The 17246-nt window shown below is 71.9% G+C and carries 16 protein-coding genes; 8 read left to right on the top strand and 8 right to left on the bottom strand.

The genetic code is table 11. From position 1 onward, the window contains the following. Positions 1-17 precede the first annotated feature (17 nt). The 4 genes from ACR9E9_RS02790 to ACR9E9_RS02775 all read left to right on the top strand — a co-directional run bounded on the left by ACR9E9_RS02790 (position 18) and on the right by ACR9E9_RS02775 (position 3780). Entirely contained in the window at positions 18-749 is a 732-nt protein-coding gene (locus ACR9E9_RS02790; RefSeq protein WP_435201473.1) for a protein jag, read from the top strand. 31 nt (positions 750-780) lie between these two features. Beyond that, a complete protein-coding gene (rsmG, locus tag ACR9E9_RS02785) occupies positions 781-1428 on the top strand; it encodes a 16S rRNA (guanine(527)-N(7))-methyltransferase RsmG (RefSeq protein ID WP_435201471.1) in 648 nt (215 codons plus the stop codon). A 97-nt stretch (positions 1429-1525) separates the two neighbouring features. Next, on the top strand, positions 1526-2656 hold the full coding sequence (locus ACR9E9_RS02780) for a ParA family protein (protein WP_435201469.1): 1131 nt from the start codon (positions 1526-1528) through the stop codon (positions 2654-2656). Beyond that, positions 2653-3780, top strand: a complete 1128-nt coding sequence (locus tag ACR9E9_RS02775; RefSeq protein WP_435201467.1) for a ParB/RepB/Spo0J family partition protein — start codon at positions 2653-2655, stop codon at positions 3778-3780. Before ACR9E9_RS02780 ends, ACR9E9_RS02775 begins: the two co-directional genes overlap by 4 nt. 194 nt (positions 3781-3974) lie before the next feature. Here ACR9E9_RS02775 and trxA read toward each other — a convergent pair whose 3' ends face one another. The 8 genes from trxA to ACR9E9_RS02735 form a co-directional block, all read right to left on the bottom strand. Beyond that, entirely contained in the window at positions 3975-4298 is a 324-nt protein-coding gene (gene trxA / locus ACR9E9_RS02770; RefSeq protein WP_435201465.1) for a thioredoxin, read from the bottom strand. A 31-nt stretch (positions 4299-4329) separates the two neighbouring features. Further along, entirely contained in the window at positions 4330-5370 is a 1041-nt protein-coding gene (trxB, locus tag ACR9E9_RS02765) for a thioredoxin-disulfide reductase (protein WP_435201463.1), read from the bottom strand. A gap of 109 nt (positions 5371-5479) precedes the next feature. Then, positions 5480-6265, bottom strand: a complete 786-nt coding sequence (locus tag ACR9E9_RS02760) for a hypothetical protein (RefSeq protein WP_435201461.1) — start codon at positions 6263-6265, stop codon at positions 5480-5482. Then, positions 6255-6887 carry an RNA polymerase sigma factor SigM gene (gene sigM, locus ACR9E9_RS02755; protein ID WP_435201459.1) on the bottom strand — a complete coding sequence of 211 codons (633 nt, stop codon included), beginning with the start codon at positions 6885-6887 and terminating at the stop codon, positions 6255-6257. Before sigM ends, ACR9E9_RS02760 begins: the two co-directional genes overlap by 11 nt. Positions 6888-6892: 5 nt before the next feature. After that, complete coding sequence (locus tag ACR9E9_RS02750; protein WP_435201457.1) at positions 6893-8845, bottom strand: hypothetical protein; 1953 nt, start codon at positions 8843-8845, stop codon at positions 6893-6895. Between the two features lie 90 nt (positions 8846-8935). Further along, positions 8936-10624 (bottom strand): murein biosynthesis integral membrane protein MurJ, encoded by a 1689-nt coding sequence (gene murJ, locus ACR9E9_RS02745; RefSeq protein ID WP_435201455.1) that lies wholly within the window; start codon positions 10622-10624, stop codon positions 8936-8938. Continuing rightward, the gene (locus tag ACR9E9_RS02740) at positions 10621-12630 is read right to left on the bottom strand and encodes a DUF6049 family protein (protein ID WP_435201453.1); all 2010 of its coding nucleotides are present in this window, start codon (positions 12628-12630) and stop codon (positions 10621-10623) included. The genes murJ and ACR9E9_RS02740 overlap by 4 nt, the downstream gene beginning before the upstream one ends. 17 nt (positions 12631-12647) lie before the next feature. Next, on the bottom strand, positions 12648-13130 hold the full coding sequence (locus tag ACR9E9_RS02735; RefSeq protein ID WP_435201451.1) for an NUDIX hydrolase: 483 nt from the start codon (positions 13128-13130) through the stop codon (positions 12648-12650). A gap of 109 nt (positions 13131-13239) precedes the next feature. On the opposite strand from ACR9E9_RS02735, the gene ACR9E9_RS02730 reads away from it, so the two are divergent. The 4 genes from ACR9E9_RS02730 to ACR9E9_RS02715 all read left to right on the top strand — a co-directional run bounded on the left by ACR9E9_RS02730 (position 13240) and on the right by ACR9E9_RS02715 (position 17246). Then, the gene (locus tag ACR9E9_RS02730) at positions 13240-14694 is read left to right on the top strand and encodes a CCA tRNA nucleotidyltransferase (RefSeq protein WP_435201449.1); all 1455 of its coding nucleotides are present in this window, start codon (positions 13240-13242) and stop codon (positions 14692-14694) included. Between the two features lie 122 nt (positions 14695-14816). Beyond that, entirely contained in the window at positions 14817-16148 is a 1332-nt protein-coding gene (locus tag ACR9E9_RS02725) for a hypothetical protein (RefSeq protein ID WP_435201447.1), read from the top strand. A gap of 77 nt (positions 16149-16225) precedes the next feature. Beyond that, a complete protein-coding gene (locus ACR9E9_RS02720; protein ID WP_435201445.1) occupies positions 16226-16705 on the top strand; it encodes a hypothetical protein in 480 nt (159 codons plus the stop codon). Positions 16706-16772: 67 nt separating this feature from the next. Further along, a complete protein-coding gene (locus tag ACR9E9_RS02715; RefSeq protein ID WP_435201443.1) occupies positions 16773-17246 on the top strand; it encodes a hypothetical protein in 474 nt (157 codons plus the stop codon).

Here is a 17246-nt window from a genome sequence, read left to right as displayed (position 1 = left end):
ACGCATCAGGAGAATTCATGAGCGAGAACACCACGACCGAGGTCGAGACCGACGCGACCGCCAGCACGCCGTCGACGGGACCGGACACCTCGGGACCGGAGACCTCGGGCCCGGGCGAACCACGCAAACGCACCCGCCGTCAGCTCCTCGAGCGTGAGGGCGAGGTCGCGGCCGACTTCCTCGAGACACTGCTCGACATCGCCGACCTCGACGGGGACATCGACCTGGACATCGACGGGGACCGGGCGGCGGTGGCCGTGGTCGACTCCGACGAAGGGCGGGTCCCGCGCCGTCTCGTCGGCCAGGACGGGAAGGTCCTCGAGGCCCTGCAGGAGTTGACGAGGCTGGCCGTGCAGTCCGACACGGGTGACCGCAGCCGGCTGATGCTCGACGTGGCGGGGCACCGTGCCGCGCGTCGGGCGGAGCTCGTCGGGATCGCCGGGCGGGCGGTGGCGAGCGTCAAGGAGAGCGGGCAGTCGCTCGACCTCGAGCCGATGACGGCCTTCGAGCGCAAGGTGGTCCACGACGAGGTGCTCGCCGCCGGCCTCGTCTCGGACTCCTCCGGGAGCGAGCCGCGTCGGTTCGTCGTGGTGCACCCCGCCGAGGAGGCGGAAGCCGACTCCGACGGTCCGGCGACGCAGACCACGGGGACGGAGTCGACGGTCGCGGACGAGGCCACGGACGAGGCCGCGACGGCGGACCGGGCGTCCGGTCAGGCCGTCGGTGACGACACGAGCGACCCGGCGTGAGGCCCGCCGTTTCACGTGAAACGCTGGGGGCATGACGACGAACGCCCCCACAGCACCGGAAGGCGCTCACCGATTCTTCGGTGAGCGCCTTCCTCGTGCGGTCACCTTTGCCCACATCCTCGCGGACACCGGTGTCAGCCACGGCCTCATCGGTCCGCGGGAGGTGCCCATCCTCTGGGAGCGGCACCTGCTCAACTGCGCCGTGATCGAGGATGCCTTCCCTGCCGACACCCGGGTCATCGACGTCGGTTCGGGTGCCGGGCTCCCGGGGATCGCCCTCGCGATCATCCGACCCGACCTCGACGTGCACCTCGTGGAGCCGATGCAGCGACGGACCGACTGGTTGGCGAGCACGGTCTCGCAGGTCGACCTGGACAACGTCACCGTGCACCGCGGCCGGGCCGAGGAGGTCCACGGGACGCTGTCGGCGCCCTTCGTCACCGCACGCGCGGTGGCCCGCCTCGACAAGCTCGCCCGCTGGTGCTTCCCGCTCGTGGAGCACCAGGGCCGGCTGGTGGCGATGAAGGGGCGGTCGGCTGCGGAGGAGCTGGACCGGGCGAGGCCCGCGCTGGGCCGGCTCGGCCTGATCGAGGCCCAGGTGTCGCGTCACGACGGCGGTGTCCTCGAGGAGCCGACGCTGACCATCGACTGCGTCGTGGCGCGCCGTGGGCGCAGATGATCGTTTCACGTGAAACGCGACCCCGCGCCCGTTTGGCGTGTCGGCCATCGCTGGGGTTGTATGGCGTGGCTCCCACCACTGAAGGAGGCATGACTCGGTGACCACTGCACGATCCGTCGTGACGGGCGTTGGCTGGCCGGAGCTGGTCGGACCGTCGACGAGCGCACCGATCGGCTGGCTCTCGGGTCCCTCGGGCGGGATCGCGGAGAGCGAGCCCGCGCTCGACTCGCCGGAGGCGACGACCTCCCCCGACCCGTGCGACGACGCGCCTGCGACCACCCGCCCCCCGGCGCCCACGCCCACAGCCCTGAGCGAGAACCCCGGGCCGGGCGTCTCGTCGGATGACGCCCAGGAGGACGAGTCCCTTCCTGAGGGATCGAGTGCTCCGGAGCGTGTGCCCGAGCTGCCGCGTCCGCCGGCTCCGCGCATCATGACGGTGTCCAACCAGAAGGGGGGCGTGGGCAAGACGACGAGCGCCGTGAACCTCGCTGCCGCCCTGGCCGAGCGGGGTCTGGAGGTGCTCCTCATCGACACCGACCCCCAGGGCAATGCGAGCACCGCGCTGAACATCGAGCACCACGCGGAGGTCCCGAGCGTCTATGACGTGCTCGTGGACGGCGCGTCCATCCTCGACGTCATGCAGGCCTGTCCGGACGTGGACAACCTGTGGTGTGTTCCCGCGACGATCGACCTGGCGGGAGCCGAGATCGAGCTCGTCTCGCTGGTGGCGCGCGAGAGCCGGATGGCCAGGGCCGTCTCGGCACTGCACGGCGACCTCGAGGCCGCCGGACGACGCCGCCTCGACTACGTGATCATCGACTGTCCCCCCAGCCTGGGGCTGCTCACGGTGAACGCCTTCGTCGCGGCAGCGGAGGTCCTCATCCCGATCCAGTGCGAGTACTACGCGCTCGAGGGGCTGAGCCAGCTGCTGAACAACATCACGCTCATCCAGACCCATCTCAATCCGCAGCTGCACGTCTCCACGATCCTGTTGACGATGTACGACGGGCGCACCCGCCTGTCGTCGCAGGTGGCCGAGGAGGTGCGTTCGCACTTCCCCGACGAGGTGCTCAAGGCGACCGTCCCCCGGTCGGTCCGGGTGTCCGAGGCTCCGAGCTTCGGTCAGACCGTGATCACGTACGACCCGCAGAGCACCGGCGCCCGGTGCTACCAGGAGGCCGCGGCAGAGATCGCCCACCGCGGTGCAGCGACGAAGGACGGTTCATGAGCGAGAAGCGACGCGGACTCGGCCGGGGCCTCGGGGCCCTCATCCCCGACTCCACAGCAGCCGGTCGCCCGACGGCCGAACGACCGGTCGACGTCTGGTTCCGTGACCAGGACCGGGCGCCGGAGGTCCCGCACACCGCTGCCGGGATGGTGGCGGAGAGCCAGGAAGCGGCTCCGGACCGGCCCGTGGACCCCGATGGTGTGCAGGTCGCGGCGGACCACTCCGGCTCCGCCCCCGTCGATGACCCGACCCCGACCGCCCCGGCGGCAGAGCGGGTTGAGGGCGATGCCGCGGATCTGGCCCCGGTTCCGGGAGCCACCTATGCCGAGATCCCGGTGGCCGCGATCCGGCCGAACCCGAAGCAGCCACGTGAGGTCTTCGACGAGGACGACATGGACGAGCTCGTCCACTCGATCTCCCAGATCGGGGTGCTCCAGCCGATCGTCGTGCGTCGGGTGGCCGCGGAGGGAGCGGTCGAGTTCGAGCTGATCATGGGTGAACGCCGTTGGCGCGCCAGCGGGCAGGCGGATCGGGAGACGATCCCGGCGATCATCAAGACCACCGAGGACGAGGACCTCCTGCGCGATGCCCTGCTGGAGAACCTCCACCGGAGCAACCTCAACGCCCTCGAAGAGGCGGCTGCCTACCAGCAGCTGCTCGATGACTTCGGGTGCAGCAAGGAGGAGCTCTCCCAGCGGATCGGCCGGAGTCGTCCCCAGATCTCCAACACCCTGCGCCTGCTGCGACTGCCACCGCTCGTGGCGCGGCGCGTCGCCGCCGGTGTGCTCACGGCGGGGCACGCGCGGGCGTTGCTCACCCTCGACGACGGCGCCCAGATGGAGCGGCTCGCGCAGCGCATCGTGGCGGAGGGGCTCTCCGTGCGCAGCGTCGAGGAGATCGTCTCCCTCGGGATGGAGCCGGAACCGAGCAAGCGCTCAGCGCCCCGCTCCGCCGAACGTACCCCCCAGCTGGATGACCTGGCCTCTCGGCTCAGCGACCGGCTCGACACGCGGGTCAAGATCAACCTGGGTCAGCGCAAGGGTCGCATGACGATCGAGTTCGCCTCGGTGGAGGACCTGCACCGGGTGATCGACCAGATGGGTGTCGACGCCGTCGACGACTGAGGTCAACCACGGCGCCGCGGGCACCACAAGGCCCCGCGGGCACGACACAGCGCCACGGGTACGACGAGGCGCCGTGATCAAAGTGGGGCGCCCCTTGGGGCTTCGCAAGCTCAGCCCCTGAGTCGGGGCACTCCCACTTCGATCACGGCGCCGGACGCCATGCCAGAACCAATACCGTTCTGGCGCAACGGAACTCAGCCGACGAAGGGCTCGAGCTCCTTGACGAGCTTCGGCTTCGGCATGGCACCGACGATGGTCTTGACGACCTCGCCGCCCTGGAAGACGTGCATCGTCGGGATCGAGGTGATGCCGTAGCGGGCGGTGATCTGCGGGTTGGCGTCCGTGTCGAGCTTGACGATCTTCAGCTGGCCGTCGTACTGGCCGGACAGTTCCTCCAGGACCGGGGCAACGGCACGGCACGGACCGCACCAGGTGGCCCAGAAGTCCACGAGCACGGGCGTGTCGCTCTTGAGGACATCCTCGTCGAAGGTGGCATCGGAGGTGGGGGTGGTGGCCATGGGTCGATCCTTTCGGTGGTGCGTGGGTGGTTCAGCGGGCGCCGACGGTGCCGGCGACCGGGTTCTCCTGGGCGGTGAGCGCTTGGTCCGCGCTCGGGGCCGCGGCCTCTTCGCGCGCGGCCAGCCAGCGCTCGGCGTCGAGTGCGGCAGCGCACCCGGAGCCGGCCGCCGTGATGGCCTGGCGGTAGGTGTGGTCCACGAGGTCTCCGGAGGCGAAGACCCCGTCGACGCTCGTTCGCGTGCTGCGGCCCTCGACGAGGACATAGCCCTCGTCGTCCAGGGAGACGCGGCCCGCGTCCTCGCTCTGCTGGAGCAGCTCGTTGCGGGGGTCGTGGCCGATGGCGACGAAGAGTCCCGTGGCCGCCAGCTCGCGGGTCTCACCCGTGACGGTGTCGCGCAGGGTCACGCCGCTGACCTTGTCCTCGCCGTGGATCGCGATGACCTCGCTGTTCCACGCGAAGGCGATCTTGTCGTTGGCGTAGGCGCGGTCGGCCATGATCTTGCTGGCCCGCAGCTCGTCGCGGCGGTGGACGATGGTCACCGACTTGCCGAACTTCGTGAGGAAGGTGGCCTCCTCGACGGCCGAGTCGCCGCCGCCGACGACGAGGATGTCCTGGTCGCGGAAGAAGAAGCCGTCACACGTGGCGCACCAGCTGACGCCGTGTCCGGACAGGCGCTTCTCGTCCGGCAGGCCGAGCTCGCGGTAGGCGGAGCCCATGGCGAGGATCACCGCGTGGGCGCGGTGCTTTCGTCCCTCACCGTCGGTGACGACCTTGATCTCGCCCTCGAGGTCGACTGAGCTGACGTCGTCGGTGACGATCTCGGCTCCGAAGCGGTCGGCCTGGGCGCGCATGTTGAGCATGAGGTCAGGACCCATGATGCCGTCGGTGAAACCGGGGAAGTTCTCCACATCGGTGGTGTTCATCAGGGCGCCACCGGCGGTGACCGATCCCTCGAACATCAAGGGTGCGAGGTTGGCCCGGGCGGCGTACACCGCGGCGGTGTACCCCGCCGGACCCGAGCCGATGATGATCACGTTGCGCACGTCGGTGGAAGAGTTGGCTGCGGCCACGAATTCGGTCCTCAGGTCGGTGGTGGGCGAAGCGCTGAGGCGCTTCGCACGGGATCTGTCGGTGACAACGTCATCGTAGGTCCCGTCTGTTCCACGGACACGGGGGCGATCAGTTCTTCGTGCTGACGTCCGTCGGCCCGGGCCAGATCTCGGTGCAACCGGTGGTGACGGCCCAGGCCCGGGGAGTCCCCTCCGGTACGGGCTCGGCGATGATGAGGACCCCGGGTGTCTCCCCGAAGTACGCGACGTCGATGACGACCGGCTGCAGCTCCGGGTTTCCCAAGCGGGCGAGGCAGTCCTTCGCCCCCGCTGCCGTGCCCATGGCGTCGAGCACGCTGGGATCCTCCAGCTCCTTGGCTGCCCCCGGGTCCGCGTAGAGCGCGCCCGCCTCGGCGGAGAGGTCGGCGCGGGAGTAGCGCGTCTCGCTGCCGGTGATGGCGAACGCGGGTGTCTCGGACGGGGACGCGCCCTGCTCGGCTTCGGACCGGGCGGAGTCCCCCCGCTGCTGCGAGGCGGAACCGGCGGCGGCCGAGTCGCTGGGGTCGTCGCTGCCACCGCGCACGGCGAAGATCCCGCCGATGCCCATGACGATGACCGCTGCCGCGGCGATGCCGAGCACCCAGCGGCCGGCAGGCGTGGTGCGGCGGCTCGGGCTGCGTCCGTCGTGGTCCATCTCCGCCCAGAAGGCGGCCCGGTCGGTGGTCTCGGCGTCCTCGCGCTCGTCGGCCGCGTCGGCGTCGTCGCGGACGTCACCGGGGACCTCCCCGGCGCGGGCGGCCTGCTCGCCGGCCAGGCTGGCGCGGATGCGCTCGTTGAGGTCGTCGGGCACGGGGCCGGTCTCCTTGAGGCCTGCGAGCAGGTGACTCATGCCCGTCGGGTCCTGGTCATCGGTCATGGCCACCTCCCTTCGTCTCGTGCGGCCCTGGTGTGTTTGACGTGGTGGGAGCCCCAGAGGTTCCCACATCGGTGAAACCATTCCCGTCGAGTGCTGCGGCGAGCGCCTCACGACCGCGCGCACAGCGGGACTTGATCGTGCCGGGGGGGACCTGCAGGATCTCGGCCGCCTCGGCGACGGGCACGGCGTGCATGTCGACGAGGACGAGGGCCAGGCGCTGGGCATCGGGCAGTCCCCAGAGGGCCTGGTGGACGGCGAGGCGGGTGTCGACCTGCTCCGCCCGGTCGGGACCGGTCGGCCCGGAGGCGATGACGGCCTCCGTGAGCTCGGCCGTCGGCCGAAGTCGCCGCGTGGCGTCGATGCAGGCGTTGACGATGATCCGGTGCAGCCACGTCGTGACGGCAGCCTGCCCACGATAGGACTCCGCCCGCCGGAAGGCGGCGATGAAGCCCTCCTGGACGCCCTCGGCGGCGATCTCGCGGTCGCCGCACACACCGACGGCGACGGCCCACATCCGGTCCCGGTGGCGCCGGTAGAGCTCACCGAAGGCGTCCGCGTCGCCCTCGACGTGCCGGCGCAGGAGCAGGCGGTCGTCGAGCTCGCCGAGCGGCTGCGTGCTCACGGGGGTCACCGGACGGAGATCTCGCTGATGGCGGCCCGGTACCGGCCGTCATTGGCGTCCTGGGTCAGGGAGGTGAACCACACGGTCACGTACTGGGCGGTGGCCTGGTTGGCCGGGGTGAGGACGACCTCTCCGTCGCGCCCCTGGGTCGTGCCGATCTGCGTGCCCGAGTTGGTCGCCGAGTCCCCGGCGTAGACCGTCGCCTCGGCCGTCGTCGGCAGGGTGAGGGTGACCGAGCTGATCTGCTGCGGCTGACCGAGGTCGATGGTCAGGCCCACACCCTGCTTCACCCCGCCGAAGGAGGGATCGGTGTACCCCTCCGTCGTCCAGGAGGTGTCGGCGTTGCCGTCGTAGACGCGCTGGACCTCGGCGTTGTGCTCACTGCCGTCGCCGGGCGGAGGGTCGAAGCCGGCCGCATTGAGGATGGCGAAGGGCTCGCCGTCCCCGGCGGCGCCGTCGCTGCTGCTCGACGCGCTGGACGACGACTGGCTCGTGCGGACCGTGGTGGTCTGGTCCCCACCGAGGATCTCGCCCAGGTTGCTCCCCTCACCGATCTGGGAGGTGCCGATGGCACCGAAGACGCAGGCCAGGACGACGAAGACGGCCATGAGTGCCAGCACGAGGTTGGACTGCTGACGGCTCGGCGCCGCTCCGGCGTCCGCGGGGAGCAACGGGGCCGGCGACTCGAGCTCGGCGGAGACCGGCGCGGAGCCCAGGGAGGTCCGCCGGGACCGGTCCGCGCGGATGGCCTCGCGTCGGGCGCGGACGTCGTGGAGCGCGCCCCTGGAGCGGCCGCTCGCCGACTTCGAGGCCTGGCCGATGCGGTCACCGAGGACCTTGGCGCCGGTGCCGACGGCCCCGGCTGCAGCGGCTGCTGCCGCGGCGGCCTTGCCGGGCGAGTCCTCACCCTGGGGAGGGGTCTCCTCGTGGGCGCCGCCGACAGCCCGGTCGCCGCGAGGACGGTCATCGCCTCCGCGCCGGCGGGTGTCGATGACCGCGGTCGGCTCGTCGTCTCGCCCGAGGTCGATCGGGCGGGTGGCGCCCTCGTCCCGGGCAGCGTGGCCGGACCCGGCGGAGTCGTCGCCGCTCCCGGGTGCACCGACGTCACCGTCCGCCGTCCGCACGGTCGCTGCGCTCACCGCGGCGTCGGACGGGCGCCGGTGTGGTTCGTCGCCGGCCGGCGGGGTCGAGGGCGTGGCGGGCGAGGCCCCGGAGAGCGGGATGCGGGACCACGGGGCGATCTGGGCGGCGTAGTCGCCGGGCGACTCCGGACCGGTGCCCTCGGTGAGGGTCTCCCGACAGAGGGTGTCGAGGTCCCCGGGCACGCCCACGGCCACCCGGGACGGGGGCGGGGGCCCGCTCCCGTCGTCCGGAGCGGCGCGAAGGGAGGTGGTCCCGGGCAGCGGCCAGGTGGCGGTGAGGCCGGCGTAGGCGAGGGCGACGACGCCGGTGGCGTCCTCGCGATCGGCGTCCTCCCCCTCGGTCTCGGTGCCGGCGAGTGCGGCAGCCGTGGCCAGACCGCGCACCTTGACACGGCCATCGTGGGTGAGCAGCACGCTCTCGGGGGTCAGCGCGAGGTGGTGCAGGCCGCGGGCGCGGGCCGCCTCGATGCCGGTGGCGACCTCACCGGTGATGCGGCGGACCTCCTCCGCTGGCAGCCCGTCGTCGCCGATGACGCCGGCATAGGTGTCGGAGTCGCCGCTCGCCTCCTCGGCGATGAAGGACCAGCGCTCCTGCGTGCCGACGTCGAGGATGCGCACGAGCTGGGCGGCCTCGACACCGGACGCACGGCGGGCAGCGTCGAGCGCTGCGGCGGTGGGCGGCTCGTCGGAGGGCATGATCAGGAGAGTCACGTCGCGCTCGAGCGTGGTGTCCCGCGCCGTCCACCGCTCGCCGCCCGGGATCGTCTCGATCCGCGCGTTGACCGTGTAGCGACCGAGCTCGGTCCCCGGGTTCACCCCGTGCACACTGTCCCTCTCGTTGGTGGTCTGCCTGCCGCGCCATCCTAGGTCCATCGCGGGTCCCGCCCCGGGAGCCGGTCGGGCGCGTCAGCCGCGGGAAAGCCGCCTCGAGAGCGGGCCGATGACCTCGGTCACCTCGCGGACGCGCAGCTTCGCGGCGATGGCGAGGGTGATGAGCAGGATGAGCAGTCCGATGACGACGCAGAGCACCACGGAACCGCGCCAGGTGTCGGAGTCGACGACCCGCGAGAGCAACCGGAGGGCGGCCCACCCGACACCGGTGGCCACGCCGGTGGCGACGAGCAGGCGGGCGTTCTGTCGCACGACCCGACCGAGGCCGAGGGGGCCGAGCCGGCGCCGCAGCAGCCAGAGGCCGAGGAGCGCGGCGGCGAGGTTGGACAGGGACTGGCCCAGGCCGACCCAGGTGGCGACCTCCTGGGCGGGCCGGGTGCTGCCGAAGAGGGTCACCCCCACGGCGATGAGCGTGACGACGAGCTGCAGGGCGAAGGGGGTCCGCCCGTCCTCGTAGGCGTAGTAGGCCCGTTGGACGAGGAAGAACCAGCCGTAGGGGACGAGCCCGAGGATCATCGTCACGAGCACCCCGACCGAGGCGTCGGTCGCGCCCCGGGGGGTTCCCGGCAGGATCGCGGCGAGGACGAGCGGGGCGAGGAGCACGACGATCGCCGTCGCGGGGATGAGCAGCACGGCCGGCATCATCATGCCGCGGCGCAGGTCCGCGGTGACCGCGGAGGTGTCGCCGTCGTGGGCGGCGTGCGAGAGGCGGGTGAACAGTGCCGTGATGAGGGAGACCGTCACGAGTCCGTGGGGGAGCATGAAGAGGAGGTAGGCATTGGCGTAGGCGGTGAGACCGGCGCCCTCGATCCCGGCCTCGGTGGCGCGGTAGGTCGCACTGGTGAGCACGCGGGAGTTGACGAAGTAACCCAGCTGGCCGATCGAGACCGCGGCGAAGGCCCACAGCGCCATCCGCGAGGCGCCGCCCAGACCACTGCCGCGCAGACCCCAGACGGGGCGAAAGCGCAGGCCGGTGGCGCGCAGCGGCGGGATGAGCACGAGCGCCTGGATGGCGATGGACAGCGTCGCCGACCCGCCGAGCACGGCGATCATCGTCGGGGACCACTCCGAGACGGGGGCCTGGAGCGGGGCTCCGGTGATGAGGAACCACAGCAGTCCCGCGATCGCGACGACGTTCGCGAAGGCCGGGGCCCACATGAACATCCCGAACCGGTTGTGCGCCGTGAGCACCTGGCCCAGCAGGGTGTAGAGACCGTAGAAGAAGACCTGCGGGAGGCAGAGCACCGCGAAGGCGGTCGCGAGGCCCCGCGCCTCGCTGTCCCAGCTGCCCGAGACGACGAGGGAGATGAGCAGCGGTGCGGCCAGGACGAGCACGAGCGTCACGCCGGCGAGGACGGTGATCGCGAGGGTCAGCAGCCGGTTGATGTAGACCGTGCCGCCGTCCTCGTGCCGCATGGCCTTGGTGATCTGGGGGACGATCACGGCATTGAGCACGCCGCCGGCGATGAGCAGGTGGAAGATGTTCGGCAGCGTGTTCGCGGCATTCCACGCGTCCGAGGCGACGAGGTTGAGTCCCACGACGGCGATCGTCAGCGTGTTGCGGACGAGCCCGAGCACCCGGGAGGCCAGGCTCCCGGCGGCCATGATCGCGCTGGACCGGGCGATCGAGGGGGACTCCACCCTCGTGCCGCCCGAGGCGGCGGCGTCCGTGGGCCCGTCGCCCGGGCTGGTCGGCTCGCTCATGCGTGGTCCTCGTTCACGGTCGGCTGGCGGGGTCGCCGCACGGTACGCCACGTCCCTGCGCCGAGCAGCAGCACGGCCGTCCCGCCGATCGCCCAGTAGATGGCCCCTCCCGTCGGGCGCATCCGGACCCGCAGGGTGGCCGGGCGGGTCAGTTCCCGCCCGCTCGGGGTGGTGAGGACGACGTGCACCTGCGCCTGACCGGCGGCCAGGGCGGTGGCCTGCACGTTCACCGTCTGGCGCCCGCCCGGTCCGATGGTCACCGGCTCGGGCGGGTCGTCGATGCGGAAGGAGGGGTTCTGCGAGACGAGGTCGACCGTGAGGTTGGACAGCTCCACGTCGGTGTTGTTGACGACCGTGATCTGCAGGCGACCGGAGTCGGCGAAGAAGTTCACGTCGCCGGACGAGACGACGAGGTCCTGGGGGCTGAGGGTGACCGTGCGCGACAGCTTCTGGTGCAGCTCGACGAAGGCGTACGGGGTGTCGCGCCACCTGGCGGAGGTGAGCTGGTCGAGGGAGGGGTCGACGGTGCGTCGCCAGATCACGCCGTCGGGACGGACCGAGGCGAAGGTCGCCACGGACCGCTCGTCGCGGGCGACCTGCTGGGCCCGTCCGGTCGTGAGCACCGGGCCGCGGGTCTGCGTCGCCGTCGGCGAGCTGGACATCTGGTCGAGGGTGCGGGGGACCTGGTCGGCCGGCGCCTCCTGGGCCGCCTCGAGGAGGTCGGCGGTGCTTCCCTTCGTCAGCCAGGGGATCTGCGTGACCGAGTCGCGAAGGGAGGCGTAGGCCTCCGCCGAGGGCTGGTCGCTCCGGTCGGGGACGACGAGAAGCGTCCGCGGGGTGCCGGGCCGCTCCGCGAGGACGGCGGAGGTCTCGGCGACGAGCCGTTGCCGGGCGAGGGTCACGTCGCTCTGGGAGGACAGGTCCCCGACGACCGAGGAGAGCGTCTTGTCCGAGACGAGCAGGGGTGCTCCCCCGGTCGTGCGCGCGGCTCCCGTGGGCGTGAAGCCGCTCGGGACGAGCGCCGAGCTCTGCGTGAGCAGCGTCGGAGCGTCCGCGCCCGGGTGGAGGCGCTCGAGGTCCCGCGCGCGGGAGTCGGTGACCAGGCCGTCGGCCGGCCACATGACGTCGTCGCCTGCGTCGAGCTGCCCCGCGAGGGTGCGCCCGCCCCGCAGGCGGGGGCGGATGACCTGCTCCGCGCTCGCTGACTCGGCGCCGGCGGCGACATCGGCGTCGGCCTCGGGGAGCACGAGGGTGCGCTCCCCCACGACGCGCTCGCGGATCGCGGAGGCGCGCCGGCTGCGCACCTCCCGCTCGGAGTTCATCGCGGCGGCCACCGTCTCGCCCGTGCCCACGGCCGGTTCGGGGGGGACGGAGAGCAGGGTGGGGTCGAGCAACCAGGCCTCGTCGGTGTCCGGCTCCTCCTCGGTGAGTCCGGCCAGCCGGGAGTCGGGGCCCGTCGCCGTCTCCCAGGCCCGGGTGCGGGCGCTGCCCGGATCCCCGAAGAGGCGTGGGTCGTTGGGCAGCAGGAGCGGCAGTCCCCAGACGACCTCGAGCGGCTCGTACTCCTTGGTGCGGTGGACCCCGATGAAGGTGTGCACCGCGGTCTCGTCGGTCTGCACGCTGACCCGGGCCGCCCCGGCGGTGATCTCGGGCGAGAGCTCGTCGGCGGAGACCTGCAGGGTGAAGGGCGCCGAGTCACCGGGGGCGATGTCGTCGAGCGTGGTGGTGTCGACGCCGCTCCCCTCGATCGGCGTCCCACCCTCGGCCCAGTCGGCGATGTCCGCCCGGGTGGACGAGGCCTCGCGGGAGACGAGCTCGACGTCGGTGGCCGAGAGGACGCGGGAGCCGGTGTTGGTCAGTCGTCCCCGGACGGTGGCGGAGCCGTCGCCCTCGACGACCGGGGTGATCGACGTGAGGGTCAGCCGGGAGTCGACGGAGTCCTCGCCCGAGGACGAGGGCATGGCGCCGGCCGAGGGCAGCAGGACGAGCAGCGCGAGGGTGGTCATCGCGAGGGTCGTGTGCCTCAGTCGTCGCCGGCGAGCCGCTGCCACGCCTCCCTCGCGATACGTCGTTCATTGGGGAAGGTCAGGTGCCGGTGCGCCTCGCGCAGCGGCAGCCACGCGACGTCGACGGCCTCGTGGTCCGGGTCGTTGTCGATCGTCAGGTACCCACCGATGGCCTCGAGGAGGTAGTGGTGGACGAACTTGTGGATCCGGCGGTCCGGCGTGGCGAACCAGTAGTCGATGGTGCCGAGCTCGACGAGCACCCGGGCCTCGATGCCGGTCTCCTCGGCGACCTCGCGGGCCGCGGTCTCCACGAGCGTCTCCGCGCCCTCGATGTGCCCCTTGGGCAGGCACCACTCGAGCCGTCCGGCGCGGTTGCGCCGAGCGATGACGGCGATCCGGGCCTGTCCGTCATCGATGTCGACGACGACGCCACCCGCGCTGCGCTCCTCGACCGCAGGCAGCCGACGCTGCGAGCCGGGGGCGGGGGCCGGGTGGGTCATGTGGTCACTGTAGCCATAGGGACCTGTGAGGCGCCCGGGCGTCGCCTGCCGTCGGGGCTCGGTGCTCCGGGGACGGTGGGTGCGCGTGCGTGACCTAATCTTGGGCCCCATGTCCACCCCTGCTCTGCCACCGGAGATCCTGCGTGCCGCAGTGGCCCACCTGGCTCCGACGGTTCCGCTGCTCACCGACCTGGGGGAGCGGTTCGCGAAGGGGGGACACGAGCTGGCCCTCGTGGGTGGCCCGGTCCGCGACGCCTTCCTCGAGCGCACCAGCGGTGACCTCGACTTCACGACCTCCGCCTCGCCGGAGGAGACCGAGCGGATCCTCACCGACTGGGGCGACGCCCACTGGGACATGGGCCGGGAGTTCGGCACCATCGGTGCGCACAAGGGGGAGCAGACCGTCGAGGTCACCACGTATCGCGCCGATGCCTATGACGGGACCACGCGCAAGCCGGTCGTCGCCTTCGGCGACAACCTCGAGGACGACCTCGTCCGGCGTGACTTCACGGTCAATGCGATGGCGCTGCGGTTGCCCGGGCTCGAGCTCGTCGACCCGCACGGGGGCATGCTCGACCTCGCGGCGCGACGGCTGCGTACCCCGTCGGCCCCCGAGGTCTCCTTCAGCGACGACCCGCTGCGGATGATGCGGGCGGCACGGTTCGTCGCCCAGCTCGCTCTCGTCCCCGCGCCCGAGGTCGTCGCGGCGATGCGCGAGGCCGCGCAGACCCTGCAGATCGTCTCGGCGGAGCGGGTCCGCGACGAGCTGGTCAAGCTGCTCCTCGGCGAGCACCCCGTCGCCGGCCTGCGTCTCCTCGTCGACACCGGCCTGGCCGAGCACGTGCTGCCGGAGCTGCCCGCCCTTCGCCTCGAGATCGACGAGCACCACCGCCACAAGGACGTCTACGAGCACTCGTTGACCGTGCTGGAGCAGGCGATCGACCTCGAGGGCCCCCGTGGGGCCGTGGACCATCCCGTGCCGGGCCCCGACCTCGTCCTGCGACTCGCGGCGCTCCTGCACGACATCGGCAAGCCGCGCACGCGGCGCTTCGAGCCCGGGGGTGGCGTCTCCTTCCACCACCACGACGTCGTCGGCGCCAAGCTCACCGCCAAGCGGATGAAGGCGCTGCGATTCGACAAGGGCACGACGAAGTCGGTGGCGCGCCTCGTCGAGCTGCACCTGCGCTTCCACGGGTACGGGGAGGGTCGGTGGACCGATTCGGCCGTGCGGCGCTACATCACGGACGCCGGTCCGCTCCTGGAGCGGTTGCACCGGCTGACCCGCGCGGACTCCACCACCCGCAACCAGCGCAGGGCCCATCGGCTGCGTCGGGCCTATGACGACCTCGAGGAGCGCATCGAGGTCCTGCTGGAGCAGGAGGAGCTGGACCGGGTCCGTCCCGAGCTCGACGGCAACGAGATCGGCGAGGTGCTCGGGATCGAGCCCGGGCCGGCCGTCGGTCGGGCCTACCGCCACCTCCTGCAGGTCCGTCTCGACGAGGGCCCGATCGGCAAGGAGGCGGCGACCGACCGCCTGCGGGCGTGGTGGGCCGAGCAGGCGTGACCGCGGTGCGGTGAGGGTCGGCCCGGGACGAAGGGGAGTTCTCCCCATGTCCCCCCGCAGTGGCCGCCTCTAGGTTGGTCCACGACACGACCCGGAGAGACCGTGCCCACGAAGGGAAGCCCATGACCGTCCAGCAGGGAATGGACAGTACCCGGATCCGCGAGATCTCGGACCAGCTCGACGCCGAGGTGCACAAGCTCGGTGACGTGCTCGCCACGGGTAGTGCCAGCGCCGGGGTCCTCGAGGGCAACTGGGGCGGGGACGACGGACAGGCTCTGCTCGTGCGGTGGCGTTCGGACGCCCTGAGGCAGCTCACCTCCGCCAGCGAGATGCTGCGCTCGACGTCGGCGCAGCTGCAGCGCCAGGCGGACCAGCAGGACGACGCCAGCGGTGAGTCCCGTACCGGCGCCGGGGGCGCCCCCGTGGGCCCTGTGGGCCCCGGCGGGCCGGGTCGGCCCGGGGGCGCGGGTCGCACCGCCGGGGAGGACCCTGCGCCCGGGACGATCAGCGTGAGCTCGACGGACCGGGACGAGCACTCCGTGGGTGTGCGGACCACCACGGACTCCGACGGCAACACCCACCGCTACGACCCGGTGACGGGTAAGTCGTGGGTCGAGGGCGAGGACGGCACCTGGTCGCAGGAGGAGGACCGGCAGGGTCACCGCACCCGGACCGACATCGACGGGACCGAGCACGACGACGGCCGCACCTCGACCCACGAGAGCAGCCGGGGGGACGGTGGGGGCCGCAGGTCCTACGGCGAGAAGTGGGAGACGGAGTGGACCGACGAGGGGCGGGAGAAGTCCGACAGGTCCGTCCTCGACCAGGTGCAGACCGAGCCCCTCGTGACGCAGGACCTGTGGGACCAGAGCGCCCATGCCGAGGTCTGGGGTGATGAGTGGGGTGACGACGCCCTCGGCGCCAGCGCCGAGGTGCTCTCGGCGAACGCCGAGACGAGCGGAGAGGCCGGGATCAGCCTCGAGGACGGGGCCTACGTCCAGGCCAATGCCGAGGCCGGGGCCTACCTCGCGAGGGGGGAGGCCCACTGGCAGAACGAGTACGGAACCTCCGCCGAGGGCGAGGCCTACGTCGGGGCGGAGGCGTCGGCCGAGGGTCTGGCCTCTCTCGGCCCGGGCGGGGCGCAGATCGACGCCGGCCTCGAGGCCTTCGCCGGTGGCTCGGCCGAGGCCCGCCTCTCCCAGGAGATCGGCGACTACGGCAGCGTCGGTGTCGGCGGCGAGGTGTCCTACGGGATCGGCGCCCATGCCGACCTGGAGGGGGAGATCAGCGCCGACCGGGTCGGCTTCTCCCTGGACGTGGGCGCCACCCTGGGCGTCGGGGGCGGAGCGACCTTCGACGTGTCGGTGTCCCCGTCGGACATCATCGGCGACCTCTCCGATGCCGGCGGGGCCGTGGCCGACTCCCAGCTCAACCCCATGAACTGGGGCTGGTGACCCACCACACCCACCCAGAATGGCAGGCTGGGACCTCGGATCCTGCCGGCCGCCCCGTCTGACCCCAGGAGAGCAGCATGTCCAGCACCATCACCTACCCGAGTGCCGTCGTCCCGGGCCCGCCCCCGATCCACCTCGAGATGCCCGAGGGCTGGATCCAGGTCTGGGCGCCGGACACCCTCATCGCCATCCGGGACGACGCGCAGGGGGCCGAGCACTTCCTCGCCAACGTCGTCGTGCGCTTCTACCAGCGCATGGCCCCCTTCGGCGCGGACGAGATCGCGGGTGAGCTCGCGGAGCACACCGCACAGCACCAGGAGGGTGAGCTCGGTGCGATGAAGTCACAGGAGGTCAACGGCCGCGAGTGGCTCGGGGCGGACCTCGCCTTCGTCGACCCGCAGGCCGGGACGGTCGCGCAGGTGCACTGGTTCACCGCCCAGCAGCGCAACGACGTCATCGATGTCATCCAGGTGACCGGCTCGTACGCCGGCTCACGCCGTGAGCCCGACTACGCCATCATCGACCGGGTCGTCGACTCGATCCGCGTCAATCCCTGAGGTCGGGACCACCGGGAGAGCCCGGTTCTCGGTCATGATGGCTGCCACAGAGGGAGGGCCCACACACATGCCACAGCTGACGTACCCGAGCGAGACGTTCCCGGGACCGCCGAGCGTCACGATCGACGTCCCGGACACCTGGGCGCCGGTGCGCGTCGGGGGGGCCCTCGTCTCCTGCCGCCGGATCAGCAGTGACCACGGTTTCGCGCCGAACGTCGTCATCCGCGGGTTCCAGCGCTCCTCCGACTTCACCATGCGCCACGCGCTCGCCGAGCTGCGCGGATTCGTCGCGGACCAGCAGGAGGGGAATGTCGACGAGCCCTTCGAGCTCGAGCTCGGTGAGGTGCCCTTCCTCGGGGTCAACGTCTCGTGGACGGACCCCGAGATCGGCACCGTCGTGCAGATCCACCTCTTCGCCGGGTCCCGCCGCGGGCGCATCGTCGACCTGGTCCAGGCCACGGGTTCGGTCGGCGGTGACGATGCCCAGAGCTCCTACGCCGAGGTGCAGCAGATCCTGCGGACCGTCCGGGTCGCGAGGTGA

Origin of the sequence: Janibacter sp. GS2 (genome assembly GCF_051200835.1) — a bacterium.
GTDB lineage: Bacteria > Actinomycetota > Actinomycetes > Actinomycetales > Dermatophilaceae > Janibacter.
The sequence above is the reverse complement of the archived record's forward strand: the minus strand, read 5'-3'. Positions and strand labels throughout refer to the sequence as shown.